The 25,064-nt window shown below is 46.1% G+C and carries 18 protein-coding genes; 17 read left to right on the top strand and 1 reads right to left on the bottom strand.

All coding sequences use genetic code 11. From position 1 onward, the window contains the following. Positions 1-105: 105 nt before the first annotated feature. The 16 genes from AC0VYE_RS20225 to AC0VYE_RS20150 all read left to right on the top strand — a co-directional run bounded on the left by AC0VYE_RS20225 (position 106) and on the right by AC0VYE_RS20150 (position 22,484). The gene (locus AC0VYE_RS20225) at positions 106-1,269 is read left to right on the top strand and encodes a substrate-binding domain-containing protein (protein ID WP_076265476.1); all 1,164 of its coding nucleotides are present in this window, start codon (positions 106-108) and stop codon (positions 1,267-1,269) included. Between the two features lie 58 nt (positions 1,270-1,327). Next, positions 1,328-2,827: a sugar ABC transporter ATP-binding protein gene (locus tag AC0VYE_RS20220; RefSeq protein WP_179089711.1), complete on the top strand. Its 1,500-nt coding sequence runs from the start codon at positions 1,328-1,330 to the stop codon at positions 2,825-2,827. Then, a complete protein-coding gene (locus AC0VYE_RS20215; RefSeq protein WP_076265477.1) occupies positions 2,808-3,791 on the top strand; it encodes an ABC transporter permease in 984 nt (327 codons plus the stop codon). The genes AC0VYE_RS20220 and AC0VYE_RS20215 overlap by 20 nt, the downstream gene beginning before the upstream one ends. Continuing rightward, on the top strand, positions 3,788-4,954 hold the full coding sequence (locus tag AC0VYE_RS20210) for a Gfo/Idh/MocA family protein (RefSeq protein WP_076265478.1): 1,167 nt from the start codon (positions 3,788-3,790) through the stop codon (positions 4,952-4,954). The genes AC0VYE_RS20215 and AC0VYE_RS20210 overlap by 4 nt, the downstream gene beginning before the upstream one ends. A 14-nt stretch (positions 4,955-4,968) precedes the next feature. Then, positions 4,969-6,006, top strand: a complete 1,038-nt coding sequence (locus AC0VYE_RS20205) for a zinc-dependent alcohol dehydrogenase family protein (protein WP_083681443.1) — start codon at positions 4,969-4,971, stop codon at positions 6,004-6,006. A gap of 47 nt (positions 6,007-6,053) precedes the next feature. After that, entirely contained in the window at positions 6,054-6,908 is an 855-nt protein-coding gene (locus AC0VYE_RS20200) for a sugar phosphate isomerase/epimerase family protein (RefSeq protein ID WP_076265479.1), read from the top strand. 803 nt (positions 6,909-7,711) lie between these two features. Then, positions 7,712-8,851: a zinc-dependent alcohol dehydrogenase gene (locus tag AC0VYE_RS20195; RefSeq protein WP_076265480.1), complete on the top strand. Its 1,140-nt coding sequence runs from the start codon at positions 7,712-7,714 to the stop codon at positions 8,849-8,851. A gap of 1,346 nt (positions 8,852-10,197) precedes the next feature. After that, a complete protein-coding gene (locus AC0VYE_RS20190; RefSeq protein WP_076265481.1) occupies positions 10,198-11,133 on the top strand; it encodes a poly(ethylene terephthalate) hydrolase family protein in 936 nt (311 codons plus the stop codon). Further along, entirely contained in the window at positions 11,121-12,326 is a 1,206-nt protein-coding gene (locus AC0VYE_RS20185; RefSeq protein ID WP_475442727.1) for a pectin acetylesterase-family hydrolase, read from the top strand. The genes AC0VYE_RS20190 and AC0VYE_RS20185 overlap by 13 nt, the downstream gene beginning before the upstream one ends. An 8-nt stretch (positions 12,327-12,334) precedes the next feature. Continuing rightward, a complete protein-coding gene (locus AC0VYE_RS20180; protein ID WP_339203163.1) occupies positions 12,335-12,967 on the top strand; it encodes a TetR/AcrR family transcriptional regulator in 633 nt (210 codons plus the stop codon). After that, the gene (locus AC0VYE_RS20175; RefSeq protein WP_475442726.1) at positions 12,964-14,730 is read left to right on the top strand and encodes a sensor histidine kinase; all 1,767 of its coding nucleotides are present in this window, start codon (positions 12,964-12,966) and stop codon (positions 14,728-14,730) included. The genes AC0VYE_RS20180 and AC0VYE_RS20175 overlap by 4 nt, the downstream gene beginning before the upstream one ends. Next, positions 14,724-16,331: a response regulator transcription factor gene (locus tag AC0VYE_RS20170; protein ID WP_475442725.1), complete on the top strand. Its 1,608-nt coding sequence runs from the start codon at positions 14,724-14,726 to the stop codon at positions 16,329-16,331. Before AC0VYE_RS20175 ends, AC0VYE_RS20170 begins: the two co-directional genes overlap by 7 nt. Positions 16,332-16,427: 96 nt before the next feature. Continuing rightward, positions 16,428-17,960 carry an ABC transporter substrate-binding protein gene (locus tag AC0VYE_RS20165; protein ID WP_475442724.1) on the top strand — a complete coding sequence of 511 codons (1,533 nt, stop codon included), beginning with the start codon at positions 16,428-16,430 and terminating at the stop codon, positions 17,958-17,960. Next, positions 17,957-20,644: a glycosylhydrolase-like jelly roll fold domain-containing protein gene (locus AC0VYE_RS20160; RefSeq protein ID WP_475442723.1), complete on the top strand. Its 2,688-nt coding sequence runs from the start codon at positions 17,957-17,959 to the stop codon at positions 20,642-20,644. The genes AC0VYE_RS20165 and AC0VYE_RS20160 overlap by 4 nt, the downstream gene beginning before the upstream one ends. Before the next feature lies 1 nt (position 20,645). Next, positions 20,646-21,578 carry an ABC transporter permease gene (locus AC0VYE_RS20155; protein ID WP_475442722.1) on the top strand — a complete coding sequence of 311 codons (933 nt, stop codon included), beginning with the start codon at positions 20,646-20,648 and terminating at the stop codon, positions 21,576-21,578. 24 nt (positions 21,579-21,602) lie between these two features. Continuing rightward, positions 21,603-22,484 (top strand): carbohydrate ABC transporter permease, encoded by an 882-nt coding sequence (locus AC0VYE_RS20150; RefSeq protein ID WP_475442721.1) that lies wholly within the window; start codon positions 21,603-21,605, stop codon positions 22,482-22,484. Between the two features lie 636 nt (positions 22,485-23,120). Here the strand turns inward: AC0VYE_RS20150 and AC0VYE_RS20145 are convergent. Next, entirely contained in the window at positions 23,121-24,002 is an 882-nt protein-coding gene (locus tag AC0VYE_RS20145) for an AraC family transcriptional regulator (RefSeq protein ID WP_475442720.1), read from the bottom strand. A 129-nt stretch (positions 24,003-24,131) separates the two neighbouring features. Between AC0VYE_RS20145 and AC0VYE_RS20140 the strand changes: the two genes are divergently transcribed. Continuing rightward, a complete protein-coding gene (locus AC0VYE_RS20140) occupies positions 24,132-25,013 on the top strand; it encodes a DMT family transporter (protein WP_475442719.1) in 882 nt (293 codons plus the stop codon). Positions 25,014-25,064: the final 51 nt, after the last annotated feature.

The raw sequence follows: 25,064 nt of genomic DNA, 5'->3' as shown, positions 1-25,064 counted from the left end.
ATCATCTTCTTCGCTAATCAGGTTTGCCCTATACTCAAGTTAATCGATTGTTCGTCTGATGCGAATGAATCGATCAACAACTTATAAAGAGTAAGGGGTCTGAATATGAAGAGAAGATTAACATCATCGCTCGCTTTGCTGCTTGTATGCGGCATGACGCTTGTCGGCTGCGGAAACACCGGAAAGAACATGGCGGCAGCGCCGAAGATTCATGAGGGCTACACGGCATTCGGACCGCTGACGATCAATCCGAATATCCCCGATCTGCCGGTTCAAGACATTGGGCCAAACGGCGAGAAAGCGGTATCGGCAAAGAGCCTGCAGCTCTCTGAAGATGAGTTGAAGAAGATCAAGGACGGGAAGTTTAAGGCTGCGATCGTCATGCATTATTCCGGTACCGACTATATGACAGCTGCTGTAGGCGCAATGGAAAATACGTTCGAGAAAATGGGTATTGAAGTTGTCGCGGTAACAGATGCCCAGTTTAAGGCTGAAAAGCAGGTAAACGACATTGAAACGGTTTTGGCGAAAAAACCAGATATTATGATCTCTGTACCTGTCGATGCTGTATCCACCGCAAGCGCATACAAGAAAGCCGTCGATCAAGGTGTGAAGCTGGTGTTCATGGATGGTGCGGCGCAAGGGCTTATCCCTGGCAAGGATTATATCAGTATAGTATCCGGCGACAACTACGGTAACGGTGCGTTAGCCGCAGATATTATGGCGGAGAAGCTAGGCGGGAAGGGCAAGGTCGGCATCGTGTTTCATGATGTGAACTTTTTCGTGACAAAGAACCGTTCCGATGCTTTCGAAGCACGTATTAAAGAAAAGTATCCAGATATTGAAATTGTTGCAAAAGGCGGTATTACTGATCCGAACAAAGGCGAGGAAGTCGCATCGGCTATGCTGACAAGAAACCCGGATATTAACGGTATATTCGCCCCTTGGGACGTTCCGGCAGAGGGCGTTATGGCGGCTGCAAGAACGGCGGGGCGGAGCGATCTGATTGTTACTACAGTCGACCTTGGTACTAACGTAGCATTATCGATCGCTTCCGACGGCATCGTTCGTGGTCTTGGCGCACAGCTTCCGTATGACCAAGGCGTAGCGCAAGCCATTCTGTCCGGATATGCTCTGCTTGGTAAGGAAGCCCCTGCCTATGTCGCATCGCCAGCTATCAAAGTAACCAAAGAAAATGTGCTGGAAAACTGGAAGCTGATCTATGGCTCAGACGCACCGACAAGTGTACAGGATGCAATGAAGAAATAAACATCCCAATTTACGGAGGCTGCTCATTGGCGGCCTCCAAATAAAGAAGGTGAGTGCAGTGGAACAACCCATTCTCGAAATGAAAAATATCTCTAAAGCATTTAATGGCATTAAAGTTCTGAATGATGTTAGCTTTTCGGTGAAACAAGGCGAGGTTCATGCGCTAATGGGCGGGAACGGAGCCGGCAAGTCGACGCTCATGAAGATTCTTACAGGCGTCTACACGGCCGACAAAGGAGACATCGTGATCGAAGGAAAGCCGGTTAGCATTAAAAGCTACGAAGATGCAAGAGCGAATAAAATATCGATGATTTTTCAGGAGTTTAGTTTAATTCCGACACTAACCGTTTCCCAGAATATTTATCTAACCCGTGAAGCCAAAACCTCTTTGGGGCTGCTCGATGACAAAGACAATGCGCGCAAGACCGAAAAGCTGCTCAAAGAACTAGGTGTTGATATAAAACCGTCAGATGTTGTACAGGAGCTCGGAGTCGGATATTGGCAAATGACCGAAATCGCAAAGGCCTTGTCGCAGGAAGCGAAGGTTCTCATCATGGACGAGCCGACCTCATCACTTACGAAGACGGAGACGGAAGTGCTGTTTAAATTCATTAATCAGCTTAAGGCAAAGGGTTACGCGATCATTTATATTTCCCACCGCATGGATGAAATTTTTCAGATCTGTGACCGCATTACTATTTTGCGGGATGGCCGTAAAATCACGACAGAAATTATCAAGGAAACGACGCTTGATTCGGTCATTCAGCATATCGTTGGCGCGGAGTTCGACAAAGCGTTTGAGTGGGTCGAACGCGACTATGCTACCGATGTGCCGCCCGTATTCGAGATTCGGAACGTCACAGCGGGAACGAAGGTTGACAATGTCAGCCTGAAAATCCAGCCCGGTGAAATCATCGGTGTGGCTGGACTCATGGGGAGCGGACGAACAGAGCTGCTGCGTACGATCTTCGGCATTGATCCGATGGACAGCGGCGAAGTTTATGTAAACGGGAAGAAGCAGAAGATTCGAAGCGCAAGGCAAGCGATCGATGCGGGGATTGCCTTAATTCCGGAAGACCGCCGGATGCAGGGACTAGTTTTGCAGCACAGTATCCGTGATAACATGATCCTCCCGATTCTCTCCAAAGTGAAAAAAGGGATGCTGGTCGACAACAAGAAATCCAATGAGATCAGCAAGCGTCTCGTTGAAAGGCTAAACATCAAGACCGACAACATTTTTAAGCAAAGCGGCCTGTTATCCGGCGGTAATCAGCAGAAGATCGTACTGGCCAAGTGGCTTGCCGCGGAACCGGACGTTCTGCTGCTGGACGAACCGACGATCGGCGTCGATATTGGCGCCAAAATTGAAATTATCGATATTGTCCGCGAAATGGCCGCAAACGGCAAAGCGATACTCGTTGTATCTTCAGAGCTCCCGGAGCTTCTCGCACTAAGCGATCGCGTGCTCGTCATGCACGATGGCAGGATCAAACGGGAGATGAAGCGCAAGGATATTCAATCAGAGGAGGAGCTGCAATATGCAATCCAGGGATATTAATGTAACCAAACCGACCCTGACCGGATCGATAAAAGGCTTTCAATGGCGGAACTACATCGTTTATCTGGCCTTCATCGGTGTCTTTATTTATTTCTCAGCTACGTTGTTCGATGACGGATTTCTGACATCGGGTAATTTGCTCAATATCGTGCGGCAAACGGCGACTATTTCATTGATGGGCCTTGCGATGACTTTTGTTATTAGTACGGGTGAAATCGATCTGTCGGTGGGCTCGATCGCCGCTTTATCCTCACTAACGGGCGCGCTTGCCCTTCAATCAGGCTTCGGAATTATCGGCGCACTTGTTGCCGGCGTCGGCACGGGGCTTGCGATCGGTCTTATAAACGGCATGCTCATAACAAAGGCGGCTATTCCTTCCTTTTTAGTAACGTTAGGTTCGATGGGTGCCGTAAAGGGCATGGCGATGTGGATCACGGACACGGCGCCGATTCCGATCATTAATAATCATTTTAATTTCATATTCGGCTCAGGCGATATCGGCCCAATTCCAGTGCTGCTATTATGGGTCGTTGTGTTCACCATCTTCTCGCATGTACTCTTGCGCAAAACTTCGTTCGGCAGACAGACGCTCGCAACCGGCGGTAATGAGAATGCGGCTAAGTTCTCCGGCGTGAAGACTGCGCGCATCAAGCTTCTGGTGTTCCTTGGCACGGGTGTGATGGCTGGTTTGGCAGGACTTCTCTATGCCGGACGTATGAATGCTGGCCGCTTCTCTTTCGGCGAAGGCGATGAGCTGTCCGTCATCGCAGCCGTCATTCTCGGCGGCACCAGCTTGTTCGGAGGTGTCGGAACGATTATCGGGACCGTAGTAGGTGCGCTTATGATCGGTACAATTAACAACGGTCTCATTATCATGGGCCTGGATGTCAGTCAACAAATGATGATCAAGGGTCTCATTATCATCTTGGCCGTCGTATTCGGCAAGAAAGCGGTCAAAAAATGAAAATTAAAATCAAAGCAGGTATTATCGGTACCGGTTTTATTGGACCGGCCCACATCGAAGCCGTACGCAGGCTGGAATTCGTAGAAGTTATAGCTTTGGCCCAGAACGGTGAAGAGAGCGCCAGGATCAAAGCGGAGCAGCTTGGCGTGCCGCTTGCCTACGGTGATTACAAGGATTTGCTCCGCAATCCTGACATTGAAGTCGTACACAACTGTACGCCAAATCATCTGCATAATCAGATCAATCGGGAAATCATAGAGGCAGGCAAGCATGTACTGTCCGAGAAGCCACTAGCCATGTCGAGCTCCGAATCTGCGGAACTGCTGGCACTGGCACGTAAGCATGGGGTCGTTCACGGCGTTAATTTTAACTACCGGCAATATCCAATGATGAAGCAGCTGGCCGAAATGGTGAAGCAGGAGGAATTCGGCAGGATCAATGCGGTACACGGCAGCTATCTGCAGGACTGGCTGCTATATGAAACGGATTACAATTGGCGGTTAGATGACAAAACTGGCGGCAGGTCGCGGGCTATCGCGGATATCGGTTCCCATTGGTGCGACACCGTTCAATATGTGACAGGCAAGAAAATCAAGCAAGTATTCGCCGATCTATGGACGGTGCATCCAATACGTAAGAAGCCCGTATCCCAAGCGATCACTTTCGGCGTAAACAAGGGAGAGCAGATTTCGAAATACGAAGATATTTCTGTCCATACGGAGGATTATGCATCGGTCCTTATTCGCTTTGATGATGGAAGCAAGGGAGCCTTTACAGTATCCCAGGTTAGCGCCGGTCGGAAGAATGCGCTTAGCTTTGAATTGAATGGCAGCCGCAAATCCGCCTATTGGAAGCAGGAGGAGCCGGCTAGTTTATGGATAGGCCATCGTGATCGCTTCAACGAGGTGCTGATGGCAGATCCGGCTTTGTTCCTCGAAGAAGCCAGACCTTCCATTCATCACCCTGGCGGGCATACGGAAGGCTGGCCCGATTCGGTGAAGAACATGATGCTGCAATATTACACATTTATTCGGGAAGGCAAAGACCCGCTAAAGGACAAGGCGAACTTCGCGACCTTCGAAGACGGACATCTATCAATGTGTATTATGGAAGCGATTCTTAAGAGCCATAAAGACGAGTGCTGGGTTCAAGTTCAACAATAACGGAGGGAACAGAGATGACGATGAAAGCGGTTGTTTTTCCAGGTGATAAGCAAGTGGAAGTGAAAGAAGTGCCAATTCCAATTCCGGGCAGCGGCGAGGTTCTCATTAAGATGAAGGCATCGGCAATTTGCCGCAGCGACATGAGCCTCTACTACGGCAGCAACCCCGTCGTAGGCGGAGAATCAACGAAATCTGGCTGCATCCATCCTGGTCACGAGCCAGCCGGAGAAATTACACAGACGGGAGACGGGGTTACACGCTTCAAGATCGGCGATCGCGTTGCCGTTTACTTGGCGATCGGCTGCGGCGAGTGCGAGCATTGCAAGAGCGGCTATAAGATGTTTTGTCCGGAATGGAAATGCATCGGCTTCGATACACATGGCGGTGATGCGGATTACGTCGTAGTTCCAGAAGAGAACTGCATGCGTATTCCGGATGAGATGAGCTACCTCGTCGCGGCGGTTTCCACCGATGCGGTCGGTACGCTTTACCACGCACAGAAGCGAATGAACATTAACGGCAGAGACACACTCGTTATTTTCGGTCTAGGGCCGATGGGTGGAGCGGGTGTCATGATTGCTAAGGGCTTAGGCGCAACTGTCATAGCGATCGACATGCTGGATGAACGTCTTGAATTGGCCAAGGAGCTGGGGGCGGATCACGTCATTAATAGCAAAGAAAATGTGCTCGAACGCATTATGGAAATTACGAAAGGCCGCGGGGCGGATGCGGCGATAGATTGCTCCGGCAGTCCGCTTGCTCAAAACACAGCATTGAACTGTCTGCGTGCGCACGGACGTGCAGCTTTTATCGGCGAAGGCCGGGAGCTGACGATCAATCCAAGCAATCAGCTGATCCGCAAGCAAATCACGGTAATGGGCTCTTGGTACTTCCCGATTTTCGAGTACGACGAAATTACACGCTTCATTATCGAGCGTAATCTGCCTGTCGAGAAACTCGTTTCGCATACGTTTAAGCTGGATGAAGCTGCGACCGCATTCCGGATGTTCGATGAGAGATTAACGGAGAAGGCCGTGTTTATCTGGGACTAATACTAATCCGTCCATGTATGATATAAAATCGAGAGGTTGTGTTCAGTGTGAAAGGGATTTCGTTTAATACATGGGTGTACAGCAGCTTTCCGGTTTGGGTACCTTCTTACCCGTTAGAAGAAGTCATTCATCGTCTTGCTTCATTTGGCTACGACGGCATCGAAATCGGCTGCGCTAGCCCGCATGCATGGCCCGATCATGTGTCCGTACAGCGCCGCAAAGAGATTCTCCAGCTGCTGAAGAAGGAAAAGCTGAGTGTTTCATCGCTGCTGCCAGCTCCGGGAGGCGGTCCTGGCCATAATCCAAGCTCGCCGATTGCTGAAGAAAGAGCGTATACGGTTAATCACTACAAAGAAGTGCTGCGTTTGGCTCATGATTGGGAATGTCCGACCGTCATTTACTTGGCGGGTTGGGCCGTATACGGAACCTCGAAGAAGCAGGCATGGGACTACAGTCTAGAAGCGCTCGTCGATGTGGCGCAATACGCGAAGGAGCTTGGCATTACTATAGTCGTTGAACCGACGCCGACTGACAGCAACCTCATCGAATCTGCGGATGACGCACTTCTCCTTAGCGAGCAGTCTGGTCAGGATAACGTTAAGCTCATGTTTGATACGTTCCATGCATTGTACCGCAATGAAGTTGCGAGCGATTATGTGTACCGGATGGCCGATAAGCTTCATCATATTCATCTCTCCGATAGCGACCGGCTTCCGCCAGGTCATGGACGCTGCGACTTCGATGGCGTACTCCGCGCATTGAAGGACGTCGGCTACAAAGGCTATCTTACGTCGGAAATCGGGTTCCATTCGCGTCAATCCGATCCAGACTGGTACGCGAAGCAGAACATTGCCTTCTTGCAGTCCAAACTGGTCGAACTGGATTGGAAGAAAGAGCAATAAGCCATGCCAGCCAGTTGCCGAAATACCACTTGTAATTGGATGTAATGTTTGGCAACAAGAAATAGAAAATGAAATCTATCAATATGGTTTAGAGTTTACTATCTATGAAAAGGAACGAGATCGTTTAGCGCCACTATTGAATAAACTGGACATGCAGATTAAAATAAGCCCTCTTGTTCCCAATTGTAGATTAGTTAAGATGGATAAAATCAATTATTTAAAAAAATATTGTATCTAAAAAGTTACCATATATGGAGTCCCCAAACACGACATATTTATAATAGCTATAAGCTAACGGAATTCGATATCTTCGTAACCACCGGGAAAACAGAATACACCTTGGAAGTGTAAAACGAAGGAATGTATGGGCATTGACCCGTTAAGTTGTGGGAGGGTGAACCTTCATGGATCATGTGGAGTATGCGTGCAGTAGAGACAGTCTTGGAAATATTTCCTGAGTGTTCCTCTATTTCCGCATGCCCAGCATACCACTTTAACCGGCATCAACAGCGTCGCTACCTGAGATGGATTTGATCCAAGGTAACGAAATCCTGCGAATGAGTGAGTATATGTGAGATATACCCATAAAATTTAGGGATGGGTAACGATACTTCAGTACCACCTTATAGAATCCGCATTTATTGCGGGTTCTTTTTTTAATGATTAGATTATTCAAGAGTAAAACAGGGAGCATAGTTACACAGCGAGATTTCTTTCCTGAAATTATGAAAACAAGAGTAACTTTCTTACGAATGGGTAAAAATGGAGTATGTCCAATACAGTCATAACTAGGAGAGTGATTTATGAAGGCAGTTACATTTCAGGGAGTAAAAGATATCCAGGTGAAGCAGGTTGAGGATCCGACAATCAAGAAGAAGGATGATATTATTGTCCGTATCACTTCCACTGCTATTTGTGGGTCTGATCTACATATATATCAGGGTGCGTTACCCACTCACAAAGATTATGTAATCGGTCATGAGCCTATGGGTATAGTAGAAGAAGTTGGTTCGGAAGTGACTAAAGTGAAAAAGGGCGACCGCGTCGTCTTGCCGTTTAACATTTCATGTGGGACTTGTCAATATTGTTTACATGATCAAGAAAGCCAGTGTGATAACTCTAATTTAAATCCTGCTATAGACACAGGTGGTTATTTTGGTTTTACCGAACGATACGGAAATTATCCTGGTGGACAAGCAGAGTACCTTCATGTACCTTACGGGAATTTCATGCCGTTCGTAATTCCTGAGTCCTGTGAGCTTGAAGATGAAGCTTTGCTCTTCATGTCAGATGTTCTGCCGACGGCTTATTGGAGCGTGGAAAATTCTGGCGTAAAGAAAGGGGATACCGTTGTCGTTCTCGGTTGCGGTCCAATCGGCTTAATGACGCAGAAATTTGCATGGATGAAGGGTGCTAAAAGAGTAATTGCGATAGATAATCTTACTTATCGTTTAAATCGTGCCAAACAAATGAACAATGTTGAAACGTATAACTTTGAAGAGCATGATGATATAGGTGATTATATCAAAGAAATCACACAAGGCGGAGCGGAAGTTGTCATTGATGCTGTTGGCATGGACGGCAAAAAGTCCGTTATAGAAGCCATTGAACAGAAGTTGAAGCTGCAAGGCGGCACACTCAGCGCAATTCAAATCGCTCTCAAGGCAGTCAGGAAATTCGGTACGATCCAGCTTACTGGGGTTTACGGTTCATTATATAACATGTTCCCACTCGGCAATATTTTTGAACGAAACATTACGTTGAAAATGGGGCAAGCACCAGTTATCCACTATATGCCGCTTCTTTTTGAAAAGATTACAGCAGGAGAATTTGATCCCACGGAGATCATTTCACATCGTATTCCTCTAGATAAGGCAAGCGATGCATATAAAATATTCAATGACCGTGAGGATGAGTGCATCAAGGTGGTACTAAAACCATAATTATTGTGTGTAATTAGTATTTCGATTGTTTAAAAAATCACCGATCGATGTAATTGATCGGTGATTTTTTTAAATCGTTAATCTTGATTTAACATGAATAATAAGATCCGCGTGCTGTATGAATTTTTTATTTTAAGGATATATGTACTTGTCCATCAAAGCTGATAAGATAATGTTCAAGAAAAATGAAAAATTAGATTGAGAAAAACGTTTATTTATAATCAACGTAACGGTGGACAACATTACTAGTATGATTTTGTTAATGGACCAATTTGGGCGAATCCTTATTTCAACAATAATGGACAAGCTATGTCTAGAGACTATTACAAGGGGACAGGATTTCAATTATCGGTGCATAATCAAACTCTTATCGATACAATAATTGAGGGTCTAATATTGCTTACTTTCGTAAATGTAAAGTAATTCTAAACAGGATGGGTGTTATAAGCTGGAGAAATGATTAAAGTGTTATCTTTATCTGAAGAGGAAGCTATTGGAAGGTTAAATAGGCACTGGAGCCAAAATGAAAATCCTTTTGATGACGGCCATTTGTTTTTTACCTACCAAGAGATATAATCTATATTTTTTAGTGCAATTAAATCATTTTGTGCGCATGTGAGTATAACAACTCTATGTGGCTTATTTTTTTATAAAAGTTTTTACTCAATCCATATAGATGTATCGATATTTCCTCAAACAGTCTTTGAAGAAATACACAGACTCTAAACATGCATTTCAACAAGCTGTCTCCCATCTCCAATGTTAGAGTCTGAAAATGTTAATAGAATGATGATTGTAATGCGGACCACCCTTCGGGGTGGTTTTTTTGTGATAAAGAACTCATAACAGCCTTGTTATTATGAAGGCATATCGAAAGTTCATTAATATTTACTCTTAATGCAGCCGATTTCAAACTGGGAAAAACAGAAGCTAAAACAGATGCTATTTACTAGCCACACTATTGGAATTTTAAAATAAATGGAGAAACATTCTATCGAACTGGAATCGTCGACAAAACAGTACATTACGGTGATGACTATGTTTTACTCCTTATAAAAAAGCTATGTTAAATCCAAATGTTGAATCCGACCAGATAAAAACCGCCTTTGTAAAAAAGGTCGGCTACTCAACTAATGGGTAGCCTCCTACACGATTCTTACCCACACAAAAGCCTTAATGTGCTGCACTTTTCTGCCCTTATTTTCGTCCCTAGCCACTACAATACACAAATTCACAAATCCAGCATTGACAGTGATGGGGTCCTTTATTATACTTTCATTACACACGGTGTGCAGTAAGTGATCTTGGTGTAATGCGAAATGAAAATGAGAGGATGGCAAGCACGGATGATAACATCACAGAAGCCAGCTTCCCGCCCCTGGGTAAAGTGGATTTTAATTCCGGTCTATCTGCTAATGATATATCCGCTTAAATTACGAAGGTGGCTTTACCGCTATCAGCCAGAACCTGTGGAGCAGCGTTATGGCGAACCAGGGCTGCATCGTAGCAGAAGTGTGGTAATTAAGGCAGAGGATGGGAATCCGCAATACAAAATCTATTGCCCGGAGGAGATGGACGAAGCTTGTCCTGTTATTGTTTGGGGCAATGGCTCGGATGCTCAGCCTGAGAATTATGATGCGCTGCTGCTTCATTTGGCGACGTGGGGCTTTGTTGTAATCGACAGCTATTGCCGTCATACGGGTACAGGCCGGGAAGTTGCAGATACGGTGCGTTATACCCTGCAGGAGAATGCTAATCCTGCAAGCCCTTTTTATCGCAAGCTGCTGATCGATCGCATTGGTGCAGTGGGTCATTCCCAAGGCGCCACAGGGGTTCTGAATGCAGGGAATTATCTGGATGAGCCGCTTCAGACGGTGGTTACGATTGCGCTGCCTGCTCAGATGTGGTGTGAACCCAAGGATATTTATGAGATCGAAACGCAAACTGCTGCATTATTTTTCATGGCGGGAACGCATGACTTTATGATCTCGCCAAAATCCTCCAATCGGAGTGCCTACGCTGCGGTTCGATCAGGCCAAGCAGCTGTTATGGCGATGACGAGGGCGGCACATCATCTAGAGAGCATGGGGCAGGGCGGCATGCATAGAGGTTATTTGACCGCATGGCTGCGTTATCGGTTGGCTGATGATTCAGATGCAGCGGCAGCTTTTTCTGGAGAGCATCCGGAGCTGTACCGCAATAAAGGCTGGAGCGGTGTCCATTCACAAGGACTGAAGGCTGTTAATTATGAGAGAAGAGGGGAATTAGCATGCAAAGGCTGAAGCGAACATTCTTTTTTATTGTTGCAGTGGCAGTCCTTTCCATTGTCTTTGTCAGCCGTAAGGTTTTCAAAAGACCAAGCCAAAAGAATAGCTTCCGTGATACGAAACCGGGCAAGTGGAACAAGGTAAAGCTTAGCAAGCAGACAATGGCCGCGGATGGTTCAACGTTTTGCTTGTATACCCGCAAAGGCAGCAGCCGAAATTTGATGGTCTATTTCTGCGGGGGCGGGGCCTGCTGGGATGCAGAGACAGCGAAGATCCCGTTGTCCCTGCGTTCTTATCTCAAACACGGGCAATTTGGCTATTATTTTGCCAGAATTCCGTTCTATATCTTTAATATGCACCGTGGGATCTTCGATCAACGTCCAGACAACCCGTTCTCCGAGTGGAATGTCGTCTTCATTCCTTATGTCTCAGCTGACTTTCATACCGGCAACGCTGCAGTTACTTACAGCGATGAGAAGGGAAAGAAGGTGCGGCATATCCGTCATAATGGCAGGAATAATGTGGAGGAAGCGCTGCAATGGGTGTATGCTAATTTCGACACACCGGAAAAGCTTCTGATTACAGGCTCCAGTGCTGGTGGGTTTGGTTCAGCCTTCTATGCCAGTGACATTGCGAGCCATTATGCGGATGCAGAAATCTATCATCTCTCTGACAGCTCCTTTCTTGCTACCGAGCAATGGCCGAGTATTGTAAACAAGCAGTGGAATACTGATTTCACACGCCAGTTCGCATTTCCGATGGAGACAGATATGATTGGGGCGGCGTTCCGCCACAATGCGAAGGCCATGCCTGCTCATGCTGTGCTCATGCATGCTTGTACGATTAATGACAAGGTGCTCACCTCATTCCAGAACCGTCTTAATGGCAAAGGAGACGATATTGACCCGCAAAGTTTGGAGGCATGGAGCCAGCAGTTTCGAGCGGCTACCCGCCAGCTTGACGAACAACTGCCTAATTTTTATTATTTTCTTACAGAATACGGCTATGATAAGGAGAATCACACGACTCCGCATACGCTGCTGCCGATGCAAGCTTTCTATGAGGCAGAGGAGGAAGGGCAGAAATTAGTGGCATGGATGGATAGCATTATTCACAAGCAAGAACGCAGCTCTCGAGGCACACGCTTCCTGCATAACGATGCAGAAGCGAGCCCGAGTGCTGCCGAAGAGCTTAGCACTACAGGATAGGGGAGCACATGATGAAGCTTAGAGAGAAACAACTGCAGCTTACCAGAGAAATGATTAAAGAGGCGGCGCTGGCCGCCTTTTGCGAGAAGGGGATTGAGGGTGCGGATTTGGTACTCGTTGCTACCCGCTCAGGCGCGTCCAGACGTACCTTGTACCATCATTTTAAGGATAAGGAGGAACTGGCCACAGAAGTGTATGTAGATAATCTGAAGCGCATGTTCGGACGCTTGCTGGTGGAGTTCGATTTTAAATCACCGCGTGCTTCAATTGAAGCTATTCTCGACAAGTATTTGTGGTTAAGAGAGCACCAGCCAGATCTTCTCTATTATGATTCGCTCTTTAGTGTGTATTACGCGAGTATGGGCAAGAATCCGGCGGAACTGGAGGCATTCAAGGAGCTGATCAGCGAGGAGACACGCTTGTCGATGAGTGCTTTTGCCACTGAGCGCGCAGCCGAAATTCCTAATGATGAGAAGTTGGCTTGGATCGAACGGACGCGAATGATTACACATTTGTACTTCATTTATTTACAAAAGTCTGTCTTGATTTGCCGGCAGAACGGTGACGCAACCAAGGCAGAAGAGCTGGAGCAGAATGCGCGTTATAAGGATTTTCTGCTTAGCCTATGGGAAAAGCAATGAATACACAGCGCAGAAGCAAGCTTCGAAATACGATGCGATTCAAACTCATTGTGGGCGTAGCCGCTATTTTGGTTCCGCTCATTGTGCTGCTCAATTTCAACCAATATTATGCCGCTCAAGTAGTACGTAAGCAAGTCGCTGAGAGCAATCAGAGCTTTATCACCCTCTATATGAATCAAATTGATGGGCTGCTCGATGAAATCGACAGCTTCTTAATTAACATGGTGGCTTCTGATCCAAACCTGCTGCTGCTCGACCGAAGGCAGCCAGAAGCAGAGACGGCACTGCTAAAGGTACAACTGTCCAAGCAGCTATGGAACGAAAACTCCCGTAATGGAGCAGTGGACGGTTTTTTTATTTATAGCACACTAGATGCAAGCTTCATAGAAGCATTCAGTCCACGCCCATCCTATATGGAAAGAGTAGCCGTATCCGATGAGGTTACCCGTAAGCTGAATGCGTCCCCCACACAGTCTGAGCTTGGGGGGCGTGACTGGCTTGTACAACAGATCGATGGCAGCTACTATATTCTCCGCTTGCTTCAGGCAGCTCCCAATACTTATGTTGGTGCCTGGGTCAAGGCGGACACACTTCTCATTCCGTTTAACCTGATTAATTTAGGCGAGAGCGGTTTTTCGCTATTTTCTACTGAAGCTGGAGAGCCTATGCTGCATGCTGAAGTGGTTCGCGAAAAACAAATTGATTTAAGCTTTGCCTCTGGTGGATATAGCTTATCAGGTGGTCCGGAACGTTATCTCACGGTAGGTGAACGATCTCGGCATGGTGGTTTCCGACTGGTTGCGCTTATACCGGAGCAAGATATTTTGAAAGGTTTTTTCAATCTCTGGAGCTGGAATAGATTTGTCTCTGTGGGTTCTATATTGCTTATTCCCTTGAGTTTGGTGCTGCTTCGCAAGATGATTTTGCTCCCGATCAGAAGACTGCTATCTGCCATGAATCGAATCGGTGAAGGGCATATGCAAGGGATTCCAGAAGCTAAAGCCTCAACCGAAGAATTTCGCGTCGTTAACGATCATTTTAACCAAATGCTTTCCCACATTAGAGAGCTGAAAATCCATGTCTATGAGGAACAATTAAGCAAACAGCAGGCGGAGCTTAGGCAGCTGCAGACAACGATTAATCCACATTTTTATTTGAACTCCCTCAACATGCTGCACAGTTTGGCTGCTGTACGCAATTATGAATTAATCCAGGAGATGTCGCGTTGTCTCTCGGACTATTTCCGTTACATTTTCCGTAGTCATGTCTCACTCGTCTCACTCGGGGATGAACTGATGCATATGCGCAATTATATACGTATTCAGGAGCTGCGGTTTCCAGATCAGCTGAGCAGTGAAATTGAGGTGCCATCTTATCTGCTGAACTTCGCTATACCCCCGCTTGTGATTCAAACCTTTGTGGAGAATGCCATCAAGCACGCCTTTACGCTGGAAGCGCCATTCCGGCTCTCGATTCATGGAAAGCTGGAATCAGATGGTCAGCTGCCTCGCATTCTACTAGTTATTGAAGATACCGGAGAAGGATTTACCCCAGAGCTGCTGCAGCTCTTAAATGAGAAGAGGAACTTGGAGCGGGAGGACGGGAGCAGGCATGGCATCTGGAATGCATGGCGCAGACTGGAGCTATTGTATGGCGGAAAAGCCGACCTTACCTTTCATAATCTTCATTCAGGCGGGGCTCGAGTCGAAGTTCGTTTACCCATGAAGTCATTCCCGGAAGGAGAGGAGGGCACGCCATGCTGAACGTGCTAATCGTAGATGATGAGATTCATTTTGTGAAAGCGGTTAAAAAAATGGTGGACTGGCTGCAGCTTGGTATTTCCAACGTTTATGTCGCTTACAACCCGACTGCGGCGGAGCGGATTTTTGAGGTACAGGAGATTCATATTCTGCTATGCGATATTGAAATGCCGCAGCGGAGCGGACTAGAGCTGCTGAAGTGGATGCGGGAGAAGGGAATTCGCACCGTTCCTGTGCTGATGACCTGCCATGCGGATTTTCATTACGCCCAAGAAGCCGTGCGTCTGGGCTGCTCCAATTATTTGTTGAAGCCGCTGACCAAGGAGGAGCTGGAAGCAGCACTTTGCAAGGCGGCAGACGCTGTGAAGCGCGAGCAAGAACTGGCGGATGCGCAGCGGGTAAAGAACTGGTGGTCGCGGCAGCAGGATATAAATCGCGAGCGCTTCTGGCTGGATGTTCTGAATGAAACCATTCCGGCAGTGAGTGAGATTTTTGCAGAGGAAGCGGCGACAAGGCAAGTATCTCTCCCTGCGGACTCATTGGTTCTGCCAGTGTTAATGATCATACGTGGTTGGCAGCAGGACTTCTTGGTCAGAGATCGGAAGCTGCTGGAATATGGACTCAAGAACGCAGGCAAAGAGATGCTGGGAAGGCTTACGTTAGGCAGTGTCGTTGTACCTGCCGGGAATGACGCTTGGTTGCTTATTATGCCTGTGGAACAGGAACAGCTAGAGAACGGACTTGCCATCATGTGTAGCCGCTTGGTTGAGTTTTGTCGTGTCCATTTATACTGTGAATTGTATTGCTATGGGGGGCGGCCAGTACAAGGACATGAACTCCCTGCTCTGCTGGCTCAATTACACAATTTAGACAGAGACAATGTGACCGGAATCCAATATGTAGCTCTGAATGAGGCAAAGTGTCTTGCAGCAGCGCCTCCAGCTCTGCCAGATATGAGTGGCTGGGCAGCGATGATGAGGCAAGGCGTGAAGGAGAGACTGCTGGAAGAAGCGAGAGCTTGCATCCATGGACTGCGGGATCATACGGGAATAGATGGCGATTATTTGCGTGCGCTGAAGGAGAATTTTTTGCAAATGGCCCATGCAGTCCTGCAGCAGCAAGGGGTTCAGGCACATCTCATGTTCTGTGATGGGGAAAGCTTGCGTCTGGCAGAAGCAGCATCCCGCTCGCTTACCGATCTGGAGCGCTGGCTTGCCCATGTCATTATGAAGGCTATGAATACCACACATCCGTCCTCGATTAGCGATGTGATTGAACGGGCGACACGCTATATTGTATCCAATCTGGATCAGAATCTGTCCAGAGAAACGACAGCGAACCACGTATACTTGCACCCGGACTATTTGACCCGCTTATTTAAAAAAGAGCTGTGCTGTACGATTCCAGAGTATATTTTGCAGGAGAGAATTAAGTTGGCTAGTCAGCTGCTTATTCATTCTGAGCTTCCTGTAAGCGCCGTGGCGATGGCTACGGGCTATTCAAACTTTTCTCATTTTGCAAAGTTGTTCAAGAATCAGTCAGGCTTAAGCCCAATCGAGTTTCGCCAGCACGGACGAGGTGCCTCCCTTGCAAAGTCGAAATGACGTCAGTTAAAGGTCGAATCTGAAGCAGAGGATGCGGTCCTCTTCCCGCTATAATGGCAAGAGAAAGCCAAATGATCAAGCCAGGGGGAAAACAAAATGCGCAAGAAGACATGGTTATTCGCAAGTCTAGTGAGTCTATCGCTGCTCATATCCGCATGTGGTTCGAACGGAAATTCAGGCGGATTGGCGAAAGATCCGGTTAACAGCCCCGGAACAACAGGCGAGGAAGCATCGCAAAAGATCGATGAATTGAATGTCGCATTTCTCAGTGTAACCGGCACGCCACCGGATATGAAGGCAGTAGAAGATGAGATTAACAAGATTACAAAGGAAAAAATCAATGTAGCGGTTAATCTAATGCCAATCAATTACGGCGCTTATGCCCAGCAGGTTAACTTAATGCTGACGAGCAATGAGAAGTTAGATCTGATTGTCGTCGGATCACCGTTTGGATTTAGCTCCCAAGTGTCCAGAGGACAGTTGTTGCCGCTCGATGAGCTGCTGGAGAAGAATGGGGAAAATATTCGCAAGGTGCTTGACCCGGACTACTTGAACGCCAGTAAGGTAGATGGAAAGGTTTACGGCGTCACGCCTGTGAGAGACTTGGCAACAGCCAACGGATTTACAATGCGCAAGGATCTTGCAGATAAGCATGGAATCGACGCGAGTGCGATTAAAACACTGGATGATGTAGAAGCAGCGCTCAAAATCATTAAAGATAATGAACCAGACATTACGCCACTAATTCCTAGCGGAGCAGGCTTCTCCTTTCTGACCAGCTACAGCTGGCATGATGGTCTTAGCAACGGGATGGGCGTGCTACCAGGCTACGATAATGGTCTGAAGCTTGTTAATAGCATCGAATCTCCTGAATATGCTGCGCTCCTGAAACGGATGAGGAACTGGTATGAAGCAGGATATACGTTGAAAGATTCAGCAACCAACAAGTCGAGTCAAATCGAATTAATGAAGGCTGATAGAGCTTTTGGTTATCTCTCTAAGCTGAAACCGGGATTTGATGCGCAGGAGTCCAGATCCATTGGCAAGGAAATGATTAGTGCAACCTTGTCTAATCCTGTATCCATGACAGATCATGTGCTGAACATTATGTGGGGGATTCCGCGTCAAGCTAAGAATCCGGTGGCATCTATGAAGTTTCTGGATCTGATGTATGGGGATGCTGAGCTTGTTAATCTGCTGGATTGGGGTATTGAAGGCAAGCATTATGTCAAAGTGTCCGATAATGTCATCAAATACCCAGAAGGCGTCACGATGCTGACGAACGGCTACAATTTAAATATGAGCTGGCTGTTTGGCAACCAGTTCCTCTCTTATGTATTTGAGGGTGAAGACCCGGATATTTGGCAGAAGATGAAGGATTTCAATGAGCAGGCGGTTAAATCCAAGGCGATGGGCTTTACGATGAATCCAGAGTCCGTAAAAACAGAAATAGCGGCAGTATCCAACGTCATCGCGCAATATTATCTTGTTCTTGAAACAGGCTCTGTGGACCCGGATAAGGTTTTGCCGCAATTTATTGAGAAGCTGAAGGCTGCAGGAATCGATAAGGTTATTGCGGATAAGCAGCGCCAGCTGGATGAATGGGCGAAAGCAGAGGGTGTACAATGAGTCGTAAACTTCATGAATTGATAAGTGGTGAGGAACGGAATTATATTCTTCCGTTCTTCTGGCAGCGCGGAGAAGAAGAGGCGGTCATTCGTGAGGAGCTGGCTCGTATACGGGAAGCGGGCATCCATGCCGTATGTGTGGAGTCCCGTCCCCACCCTGATATGCTTGGTCCACAGTGGTGGAAGGATATGGATACCATTATGGATGAAGCCCGGAAGCATGGCATGCAAATTTGGGTCTTCGACGATGATCACTTTCCGACAGGACACGCAGCAGGAAAGGTGAAGGAGGCGCCGCTGGAACACCAGCGGCAGTTCCTCTCAGAGCGTCGAATGGATGCACGCGGTCCCGATCCTGAAGCTTCATTCTTGCTGCGACCCTGGTCGGTACTAGATGGTGCAAGACCTGTCGGTGCTGCTGCAGCTAGGCGTGATCCAGTTACGGGCGAGCTGGATGGGGATTTTATTGCAATAGATCTCGAAGCTTCTGTGCAAGACGGGGTTCTTTATTGGCCCGTGCCGGAAGGCTACTGGACGATCTGCTTGTTCGTTGTCACCCGGGAAGGCGGGGATGATCGCCGCAAAGATTATTTGAACCCGATCGTTCCGGAATCGACGCAGATTCTGATCGATACAATTTACGAAGCCTATTACGCACGATACAAGGATGATTTTGGCGTCGCATTCGCAGGTTTCTTCTCGGATGAGCCTGGCTTCTATAACAGCAAAGCATCGTACGATTATGCTTCGGGTCTTGGCGATGCCAAGATGGCTTTGCCGTGGCGTTCAGATTTGCTGGAGCTGCTGGAGGCAGAATACGGTCCGAACCTGCGGCAGCATCTGCCTCTGCTCTGGCATGAGGGAGGACCTCAGACGTTTGCTGTGCGCTACGCCTACATGAACGTAGTGAGCAAGCTGTACGCAGAGCACTTCAGCAGGCGGATTGGAGATTGGTGCCGAGAACGGGGCGTAGCCTATATCGGCCATCTAATGGAGGACAATAATGTACACGCCAGACTGGGCTGCGGAGCAGGGCATTTCTTCCGTGCGCTGGAGGGGCAGGACATGTCTGGTCTGGATGTCGTGCTATGGCAAATTGTACCCGGTTTTGATGAAATGTCATTCTCATGGATGGGCGGGAAGACAGACAGTGTCTTTTTCCATTACGGGATGACTAAACTAGCTGCTTCACTGGGACATATCGACCCTAGGAAGCAAGGCAGAACTTTTTGTGAAATCTTCGGCGCTTACGGCTGGGCGGAAGGGCTGAAGCTGATGAAGTGGCTGACCGACCATATGCTGGTTAGAGGCGTCAATCATTTTGTGCCGCATGCTTTTTCTCAGAAGGAGTTTCCTGACTGGGATTGCCCGCCGCACTTCTATGCCAGAGGGTATAATCCGCAGTTCAGGTATTACCGACTGCTTAATGACTATACGAACCGGGTATGCCACTTGTTGAATGACGGGGAGCATATTGCGAGTGCTGCTGTGCTATATCATGCTGAGGCTGAATGGTCCGGGGAATACATGCTGTTCCAAGAGCCGGTGAAGCAGTTGATGCAGAGCCAAATCGACTGCGATGTGCTGCCGATCGATATCCTGGTTTCTTCGGAAGTTATCGATGGGGAGCTAGCGGTGCACAAAGAACGCTACCGCTGTCTAGTTGTACCTTATGCCGAAGCGCTGCCAATAGAATGGCTGGGTAAGCTTACTGAGCTCGCATCATCCGGTTTGTCTATTATCTTCATTGACGCATTGCCAGTAAGAGCGAGTCAATCTGTACCATGCGAGGAAGTGCTTAAGAAGCTGGCGGCTTACCCGCAGGTTACGATAACACCATTGAAGCTTCTGGCAGAGACGCTTATCGACCGAGGGATGAATGAGCTAGTACTCAGGGACAAACAGCCTTATCTACGAGCCTACCAATACCGTCATGATCAATTAGAAGTTCTCATGCTGTTCAATGAGAATCCAGATCAGCCGATTGAGACTGGCATTACGCTCCCAGGCTCTGGTGTATGGCTTCGTTATGACGCATTCACTAACAAGGTGGATCGCGTAGGGGCAGGAGAAAACTATCAGCTTGATTTGCGATTGAGCGCTTATGAATCACTAATCTTGCTTCGTGTACCGTTTGGAGAAGAGGGGACTCTACCGGCTCCAATAGGAGAGTGGCAGCGTGCTCCACTAGGGACAGATCTGAGCCTGCATGCCAGTGCGGATCGTGCTTTATCCAGACGTTTGATTGAGCATGTCCAGTGGAACATTTCCCTCGCTACAGCCAAAGAATATCCAACGTTCACACCTTGGGGGACCATAAAGGAGCTGCGTAATATGAGCTCACGCGACCTGTTGCCGAGATTTTCTGGTACGCTGAAGTATGAGTGTGTCGTAACTGGTGAATTAACTGACCCGATATGGCTGGATCTGGGGCAGGTTTATGAGACTGCACAGGTGTGGGTCAATGGTCAGGATGTGGGTGTGAAGCTGTGTGCGCCTTATGTATGGAATATCGCTCGCTATTGGAAGCAAGGAGAGAATGAAGTGACTATCGAGGTGACCAATACACTAGCGAAGAATCAGCAGGACTGGTTCTCCAAGTTCGTCCAGCAGGAGCCCTCTGGCTTGCTGGGTCCAGTTAGCATTATTGGTTCATCCGTGATCAGCCAGGGAAGCAGGGAGTAATATGGAACAAACCTATCGGCCCCGCCGGAAGAGCAGTGTGCGAAAGTACTACGTATTGCTGCTTATGATGATACCGGGGCTTGTCTACTTGCTCATCAACAATTATTTGCCGATGTTCGGGCTAATTATCGCCTTCAAGGATTACAATTTTGCAAAGGGACTACTCGGCAGTGACTGGGTTGGCCTGAGAAATTTTGAGTATTTATTCAAAACGCAGGATGCCTATATCATTACACGCAACACGATATTGTACAATTTTTGTTTCATTATCTTAAATACTGCTTTTGCACTGGGAATTGCAATCGCACTGAATGAAATTCACAGCCGCTTTATGTCGCGGTTTTACCAGAGTGTGTTACTGTTGCCCCATTTGATTTCGATGGTTATCGTAAGTTATTTGGCTTATTCCCTACTCAGCATGGAGACTGGTTTTATTAACAAAACCGTTCTTTCCAGTCTGGGGATAGAGGGTATTTCATGGTATAGCGAATCGCAATATTGGCCTTTCATATTGACGATTATCAGCTTATGGAAAGGCGCCGGTTTCTTATGCGTCATCTATCTGGCTGCGATCATCGGGATTGATCCGGAATACTATGAGGCAGCAAAACTAGACGGGGCTTCCAAATGGCAGCAAATTCTCTATATTACTCTCCCATTATTGTATCCGATTATCATCATGATGACCTTGCTTGCCATCGGCAAAATTTTCTATTCTGATTTCGGTCTATTTTATCAAGTTCCACTCGGCTCTGGCGCTCTGAATGATACGACACAGGTTATCGATACCTATGTGTACAGGGCACTAATGAATTTAGGCGATATTGGAATGTCTTCGGCAGCGGGGCTATATCAGTCCGTAGTCGGCTTTATACTTGTACTGTTATCGAATTACGCGGTGCGCAAATTCAACAAGGACAGCGCACTGTTCTAAGGCTTGGGACTGGAGTGTAGAAGCATGAAAACGATCAACAAGGGAATATGGCTTCATCTTCCGATGATGGCCCTGGCGGTGGCCTGCGTGCTGCCGTTCCTGCTGCTTGTTATCTCATCGATCTCCGATGAGAGCTCAATTCTGCGGCAGGGATATACCTTCTTTCCGGATCAATTGGGATTAGGCGCTTATAACTATCTGTGGAATCACTCGGAGCAGCTCGCTCGTGCTTATGGGGTCACGGTGTTTATTACAATCTTCGGCACGGCAGCAAGTCTGCTGATGACCTCGATGCTTGCTTACCCGATGTCCAGACAGGGAGTGCCTTTACGTAACGGAATTGCATTTTTTGTATTTTTCACGCTGCTATTCAACGGCGGACTTACACCAACCTACTTGGTCTATGTCCAATACTTTGATATTAAAAACACCATTTTGGCCTTGATCGTACCAGGCTTGCTCATGAATGGCTTTAATGTTCTCCTAATGCGGACATTCTTCATGACGACGATCCCCCCGGCACTAATCGAGGCTGCGCAAATCGACGGATCAGGAGAATTCAAAATATTCTGGAAAATCATTGTGCCGCTATCAATGCCGATCGTAGCTACAGTAGGTTTGATTCAGACGATTATTTACTGGAACGATTGGTTTAATGGGATGATCTACGTGACCGATTCCAGGCTGTTCAGCGTACAGAACATATTGAATCGAATGCTAACCGACATCCAGTTTCTGACGGAGAGCAAGTTTAGTGCTCAGCTAGGTGAGGCTGGAGCTAACTTGCCGAGTACGACGGTGAAGATGGCGATTGCTGTGATCGGTGTTCTGCCGATTATGGTGATGTATCCCTTTTTCCAAAAGTATCTTATCAAGGGGATTACGATTGGTGCAGTGAAGGGGTAAGGGTAAGTAGGGTTAAGGTGGATGAATGAATGGAACAAGTGAAAATAAAGGAATGGTTTCCTCTCATTATGGTGGAATTTGATAATTTTTATAAGAGCAAAACCTACAAGTTCAGCACAGGATACTCCACTCTTATTCAAATCTTATAGTGCGCACATCATTACGGACCACCCTTCAGGGTGGTTTTTTTTGAGAAAAATAGTGGAGCTGTAACAATAGCTATGCTCTCTCCAGTAATTATGTTAGAAATAAGGTGGAGCAATGAGACACGTTAATCATCGGTGTGTTTTTCTAGTACAAATCTAATATTCTCTTACTGCTTTAGAAATTCCGATGTTACCCATAAGTTTCAAGAAGTAGGCATATGCTCCCGCAACGCCTGTCAAGCGAGAGATAACATGCTTTTTGAGATAAATAGGAAAGTTGGTGTTATGCTCAAAAGGTAATGCCTCTCAAAACAGATCATCCTTTTGGTTGATCTGTTTTTTTGGCTAATCAATTATGCATTGTGCAAGTGAAGGGAGGCAGTTATTAAATTGGGGTATTAAGAAAGGTTTAGTCTAAATTTATTAGGATAATAAAGCAGCAGATCATTATGGTTAGCTGCTTCTATGTTTTTATTGCTATTTTTTTCGATCATTCCTTTAAACTCCGATACTTTTTTGGTGTCTTATTATATTGTTTTTTAAAAGACTGAATGTAGTGATTAACATGATTGAAACCCACTTTACTAGCTACTTCGGTTATTGTGTATTCTGTGGAGATTAATAACTCAGCACTTTTTTTGATTCGATACTTAATTAAATAATCATAAGGAGTCGTATGAAGTGTTTTCTTAAAACTTCGAGTGCACTCTGAAACACTAAGGTGTGCAGAATCAGCTATTTCTTGTAGAGATGGGCTATTAACATAGTTCTGATGGATATAACTAATCATCAATTGAATTCGTTCTTGCTGCTGTTTTACGTGTTTATTTGATTCAACGCTAGCCATAGAAATATTTGTTATCATGGTTAACCATAACTGTACAGTCATAATAGAAGCCTCGTATTCCCAGCCCCAGCATCCTTTTTCGTTAAATTTATCTTTTAATCTCCAGAGTATCTCCAACATAGTGCTTCGCCAATCTGTTTCAGGTCTTATTACTAGCGATAAAAATAATGAGTTTGTATAAGGGAGTACATATTTTTGTTCCATTTGGCTATCAGAATAAAAAGCAAGTAATTTCTCTGGGAAATTGAAGCTTACGTACTCACTATTTTTATCAACTTGAGTAGATACGTGTAATACTCCCTTATTTATAAAAATTCCATGTCCAGCTTTCAGCTCATGAGTTTCGCCATTGACTTGCATTAAAATCTTTCCTTCAGTTACCAATGTAAACTGAAGTTCTTCATGCCAGTGTAGTTCATTAAAGCCTCGTCCCTTAGGAATACAGCTTAAAGAAGTTACGGTATACATAGCATACGGAAAAGAAGTATCGGGATATTGATTGATCTCATGTAATTTGTTATCCAACTATAGTTCTCCCTTTCGAAAATGACGATATATCTATATTTTTTAGCGATATAGTTACAGATTACCTTTAATTATGATGATATTATTATATACCGTTAGATCTTTTCAATTCTACAAGTGGAGGTACCGATGAAACGAAATAAATCAAATGCTGCATTCAATCCGTATTTTTTGCTATGTATCAGTATTCTTGCTATTGCCATATCATCAATTATGATTAAATCCTCAAATACTCCCCCGTCCGTTGCAGGAATGTACAGGTTATTTGTATCTGTATTGATCATGCTTCCTTTCGTGTCTTGGAAAAAGCTTAAATTACTACGATTAACGAAATATGATTGGCTTCTTGTTTTAAGTGCGGGTTTTTTTCTCGGATTACACTTTCTTTTTTGGATGGAGTCTTTATCTTATACTTCAGTAGCAAGCTCGATGGTTATTTTAACTTTACAACCTCTATTTGTAATGATTGGATCTTACTTCATGTTTAAAGAACGAGTAAATAAACTAATGGTTTTATGCATGATAACTGCAGTTTTGGGTTCTATTATTATTGCGTGGGGAGATATTGGCGCCTCAAGAGAAGCACTATTCGGAGATGCGCTTTCATTATTCGGGACTATCGCCATTTCTGCTTATATGCTAGCAGGACAAAAAGTTAGCCATAAAATACCCGCTAATCTATATAGCATTATTGTTTTTTTTATTGGTGGTAGCGTCTTGTTGATTTACAGCCTGATGAACCATTTTTCTTTAATAGCTTATAGTTCCTCTGACTGGATGTATTTCTTTTTACTTGCCTTAATTCCAACTATTTTCGGCCATTTTATATTTAATCTGTTACTAAAATCAATCGGTGCGACTACTGTTTCTGTCGGTGTTATCGGTGAACCTGTGCTTGCCATAATACTTGCATACATTATCTTAGGAGAAGCTGTAAGTTTTTTTCAAATCCTCGGAGGATTATTTACAATAGCGGGAATGGGATTTTATTTTTGGGCTAAGTATAAATGATCACCTATATATTTTAATAAACAGAAGGTAACAAGGTAATTGGCTACCTTC

The sequence above is a fragment of the Pristimantibacillus sp. Z349TD_6 genome, from assembly GCF_056173205.1.
Note: the sequence above shows the minus strand (reverse complement) of the source record. Positions and strands in the feature narration are given on the sequence as shown.

Excerpts from the sequence above, each read along its gene's own strand:
- AC0VYE_RS20225 (WP_076265476.1), top strand. The coding sequence starts at position 106 with ATGAAGAGAAGATTAACATCATCGCTCGCTTTGCTGCTTGTATGCGGC.
- AC0VYE_RS20215 (WP_076265477.1), top strand. The coding sequence starts at position 2,808 with ATGCAATCCAGGGATATTAATGTAACCAAACCGACCCTGACCGGATCG.
- AC0VYE_RS20210 (WP_076265478.1), top strand. The coding sequence starts at position 3,788 with ATGAAAATTAAAATCAAAGCAGGTATTATCGGTACCGGTTTTATTGGA.
- AC0VYE_RS20205 (WP_083681443.1), top strand. The coding sequence starts at position 4,969 with ATGACGATGAAAGCGGTTGTTTTTCCAGGTGATAAGCAAGTGGAAGTG.
- AC0VYE_RS20195 (WP_076265480.1), top strand. The coding sequence starts at position 7,712 with ATGAAGGCAGTTACATTTCAGGGAGTAAAAGATATCCAGGTGAAGCAG.
- AC0VYE_RS20190 (WP_076265481.1), top strand. The coding sequence starts at position 10,198 with ATGATAACATCACAGAAGCCAGCTTCCCGCCCCTGGGTAAAGTGGATT.
- AC0VYE_RS20185 (WP_475442727.1), top strand. The coding sequence starts at position 11,121 with ATGCAAAGGCTGAAGCGAACATTCTTTTTTATTGTTGCAGTGGCAGTC.
- AC0VYE_RS20180 (WP_339203163.1), top strand. The coding sequence starts at position 12,335 with ATGATGAAGCTTAGAGAGAAACAACTGCAGCTTACCAGAGAAATGATT.
- AC0VYE_RS20175 (WP_475442726.1), top strand. The coding sequence starts at position 12,964 with ATGAATACACAGCGCAGAAGCAAGCTTCGAAATACGATGCGATTCAAA.
- AC0VYE_RS20170 (WP_475442725.1), top strand. The coding sequence starts at position 14,724 with ATGCTGAACGTGCTAATCGTAGATGATGAGATTCATTTTGTGAAAGCG.
- AC0VYE_RS20165 (WP_475442724.1), top strand. The coding sequence starts at position 16,428 with ATGCGCAAGAAGACATGGTTATTCGCAAGTCTAGTGAGTCTATCGCTG.
- AC0VYE_RS20160 (WP_475442723.1), top strand. The coding sequence starts at position 17,957 with ATGAGTCGTAAACTTCATGAATTGATAAGTGGTGAGGAACGGAATTAT.
- AC0VYE_RS20155 (WP_475442722.1), top strand. The coding sequence starts at position 20,646 with ATGGAACAAACCTATCGGCCCCGCCGGAAGAGCAGTGTGCGAAAGTAC.
- AC0VYE_RS20150 (WP_475442721.1), top strand. The coding sequence starts at position 21,603 with ATGAAAACGATCAACAAGGGAATATGGCTTCATCTTCCGATGATGGCC.
- AC0VYE_RS20140 (WP_475442719.1), top strand. The coding sequence starts at position 24,132 with ATGAAACGAAATAAATCAAATGCTGCATTCAATCCGTATTTTTTGCTA.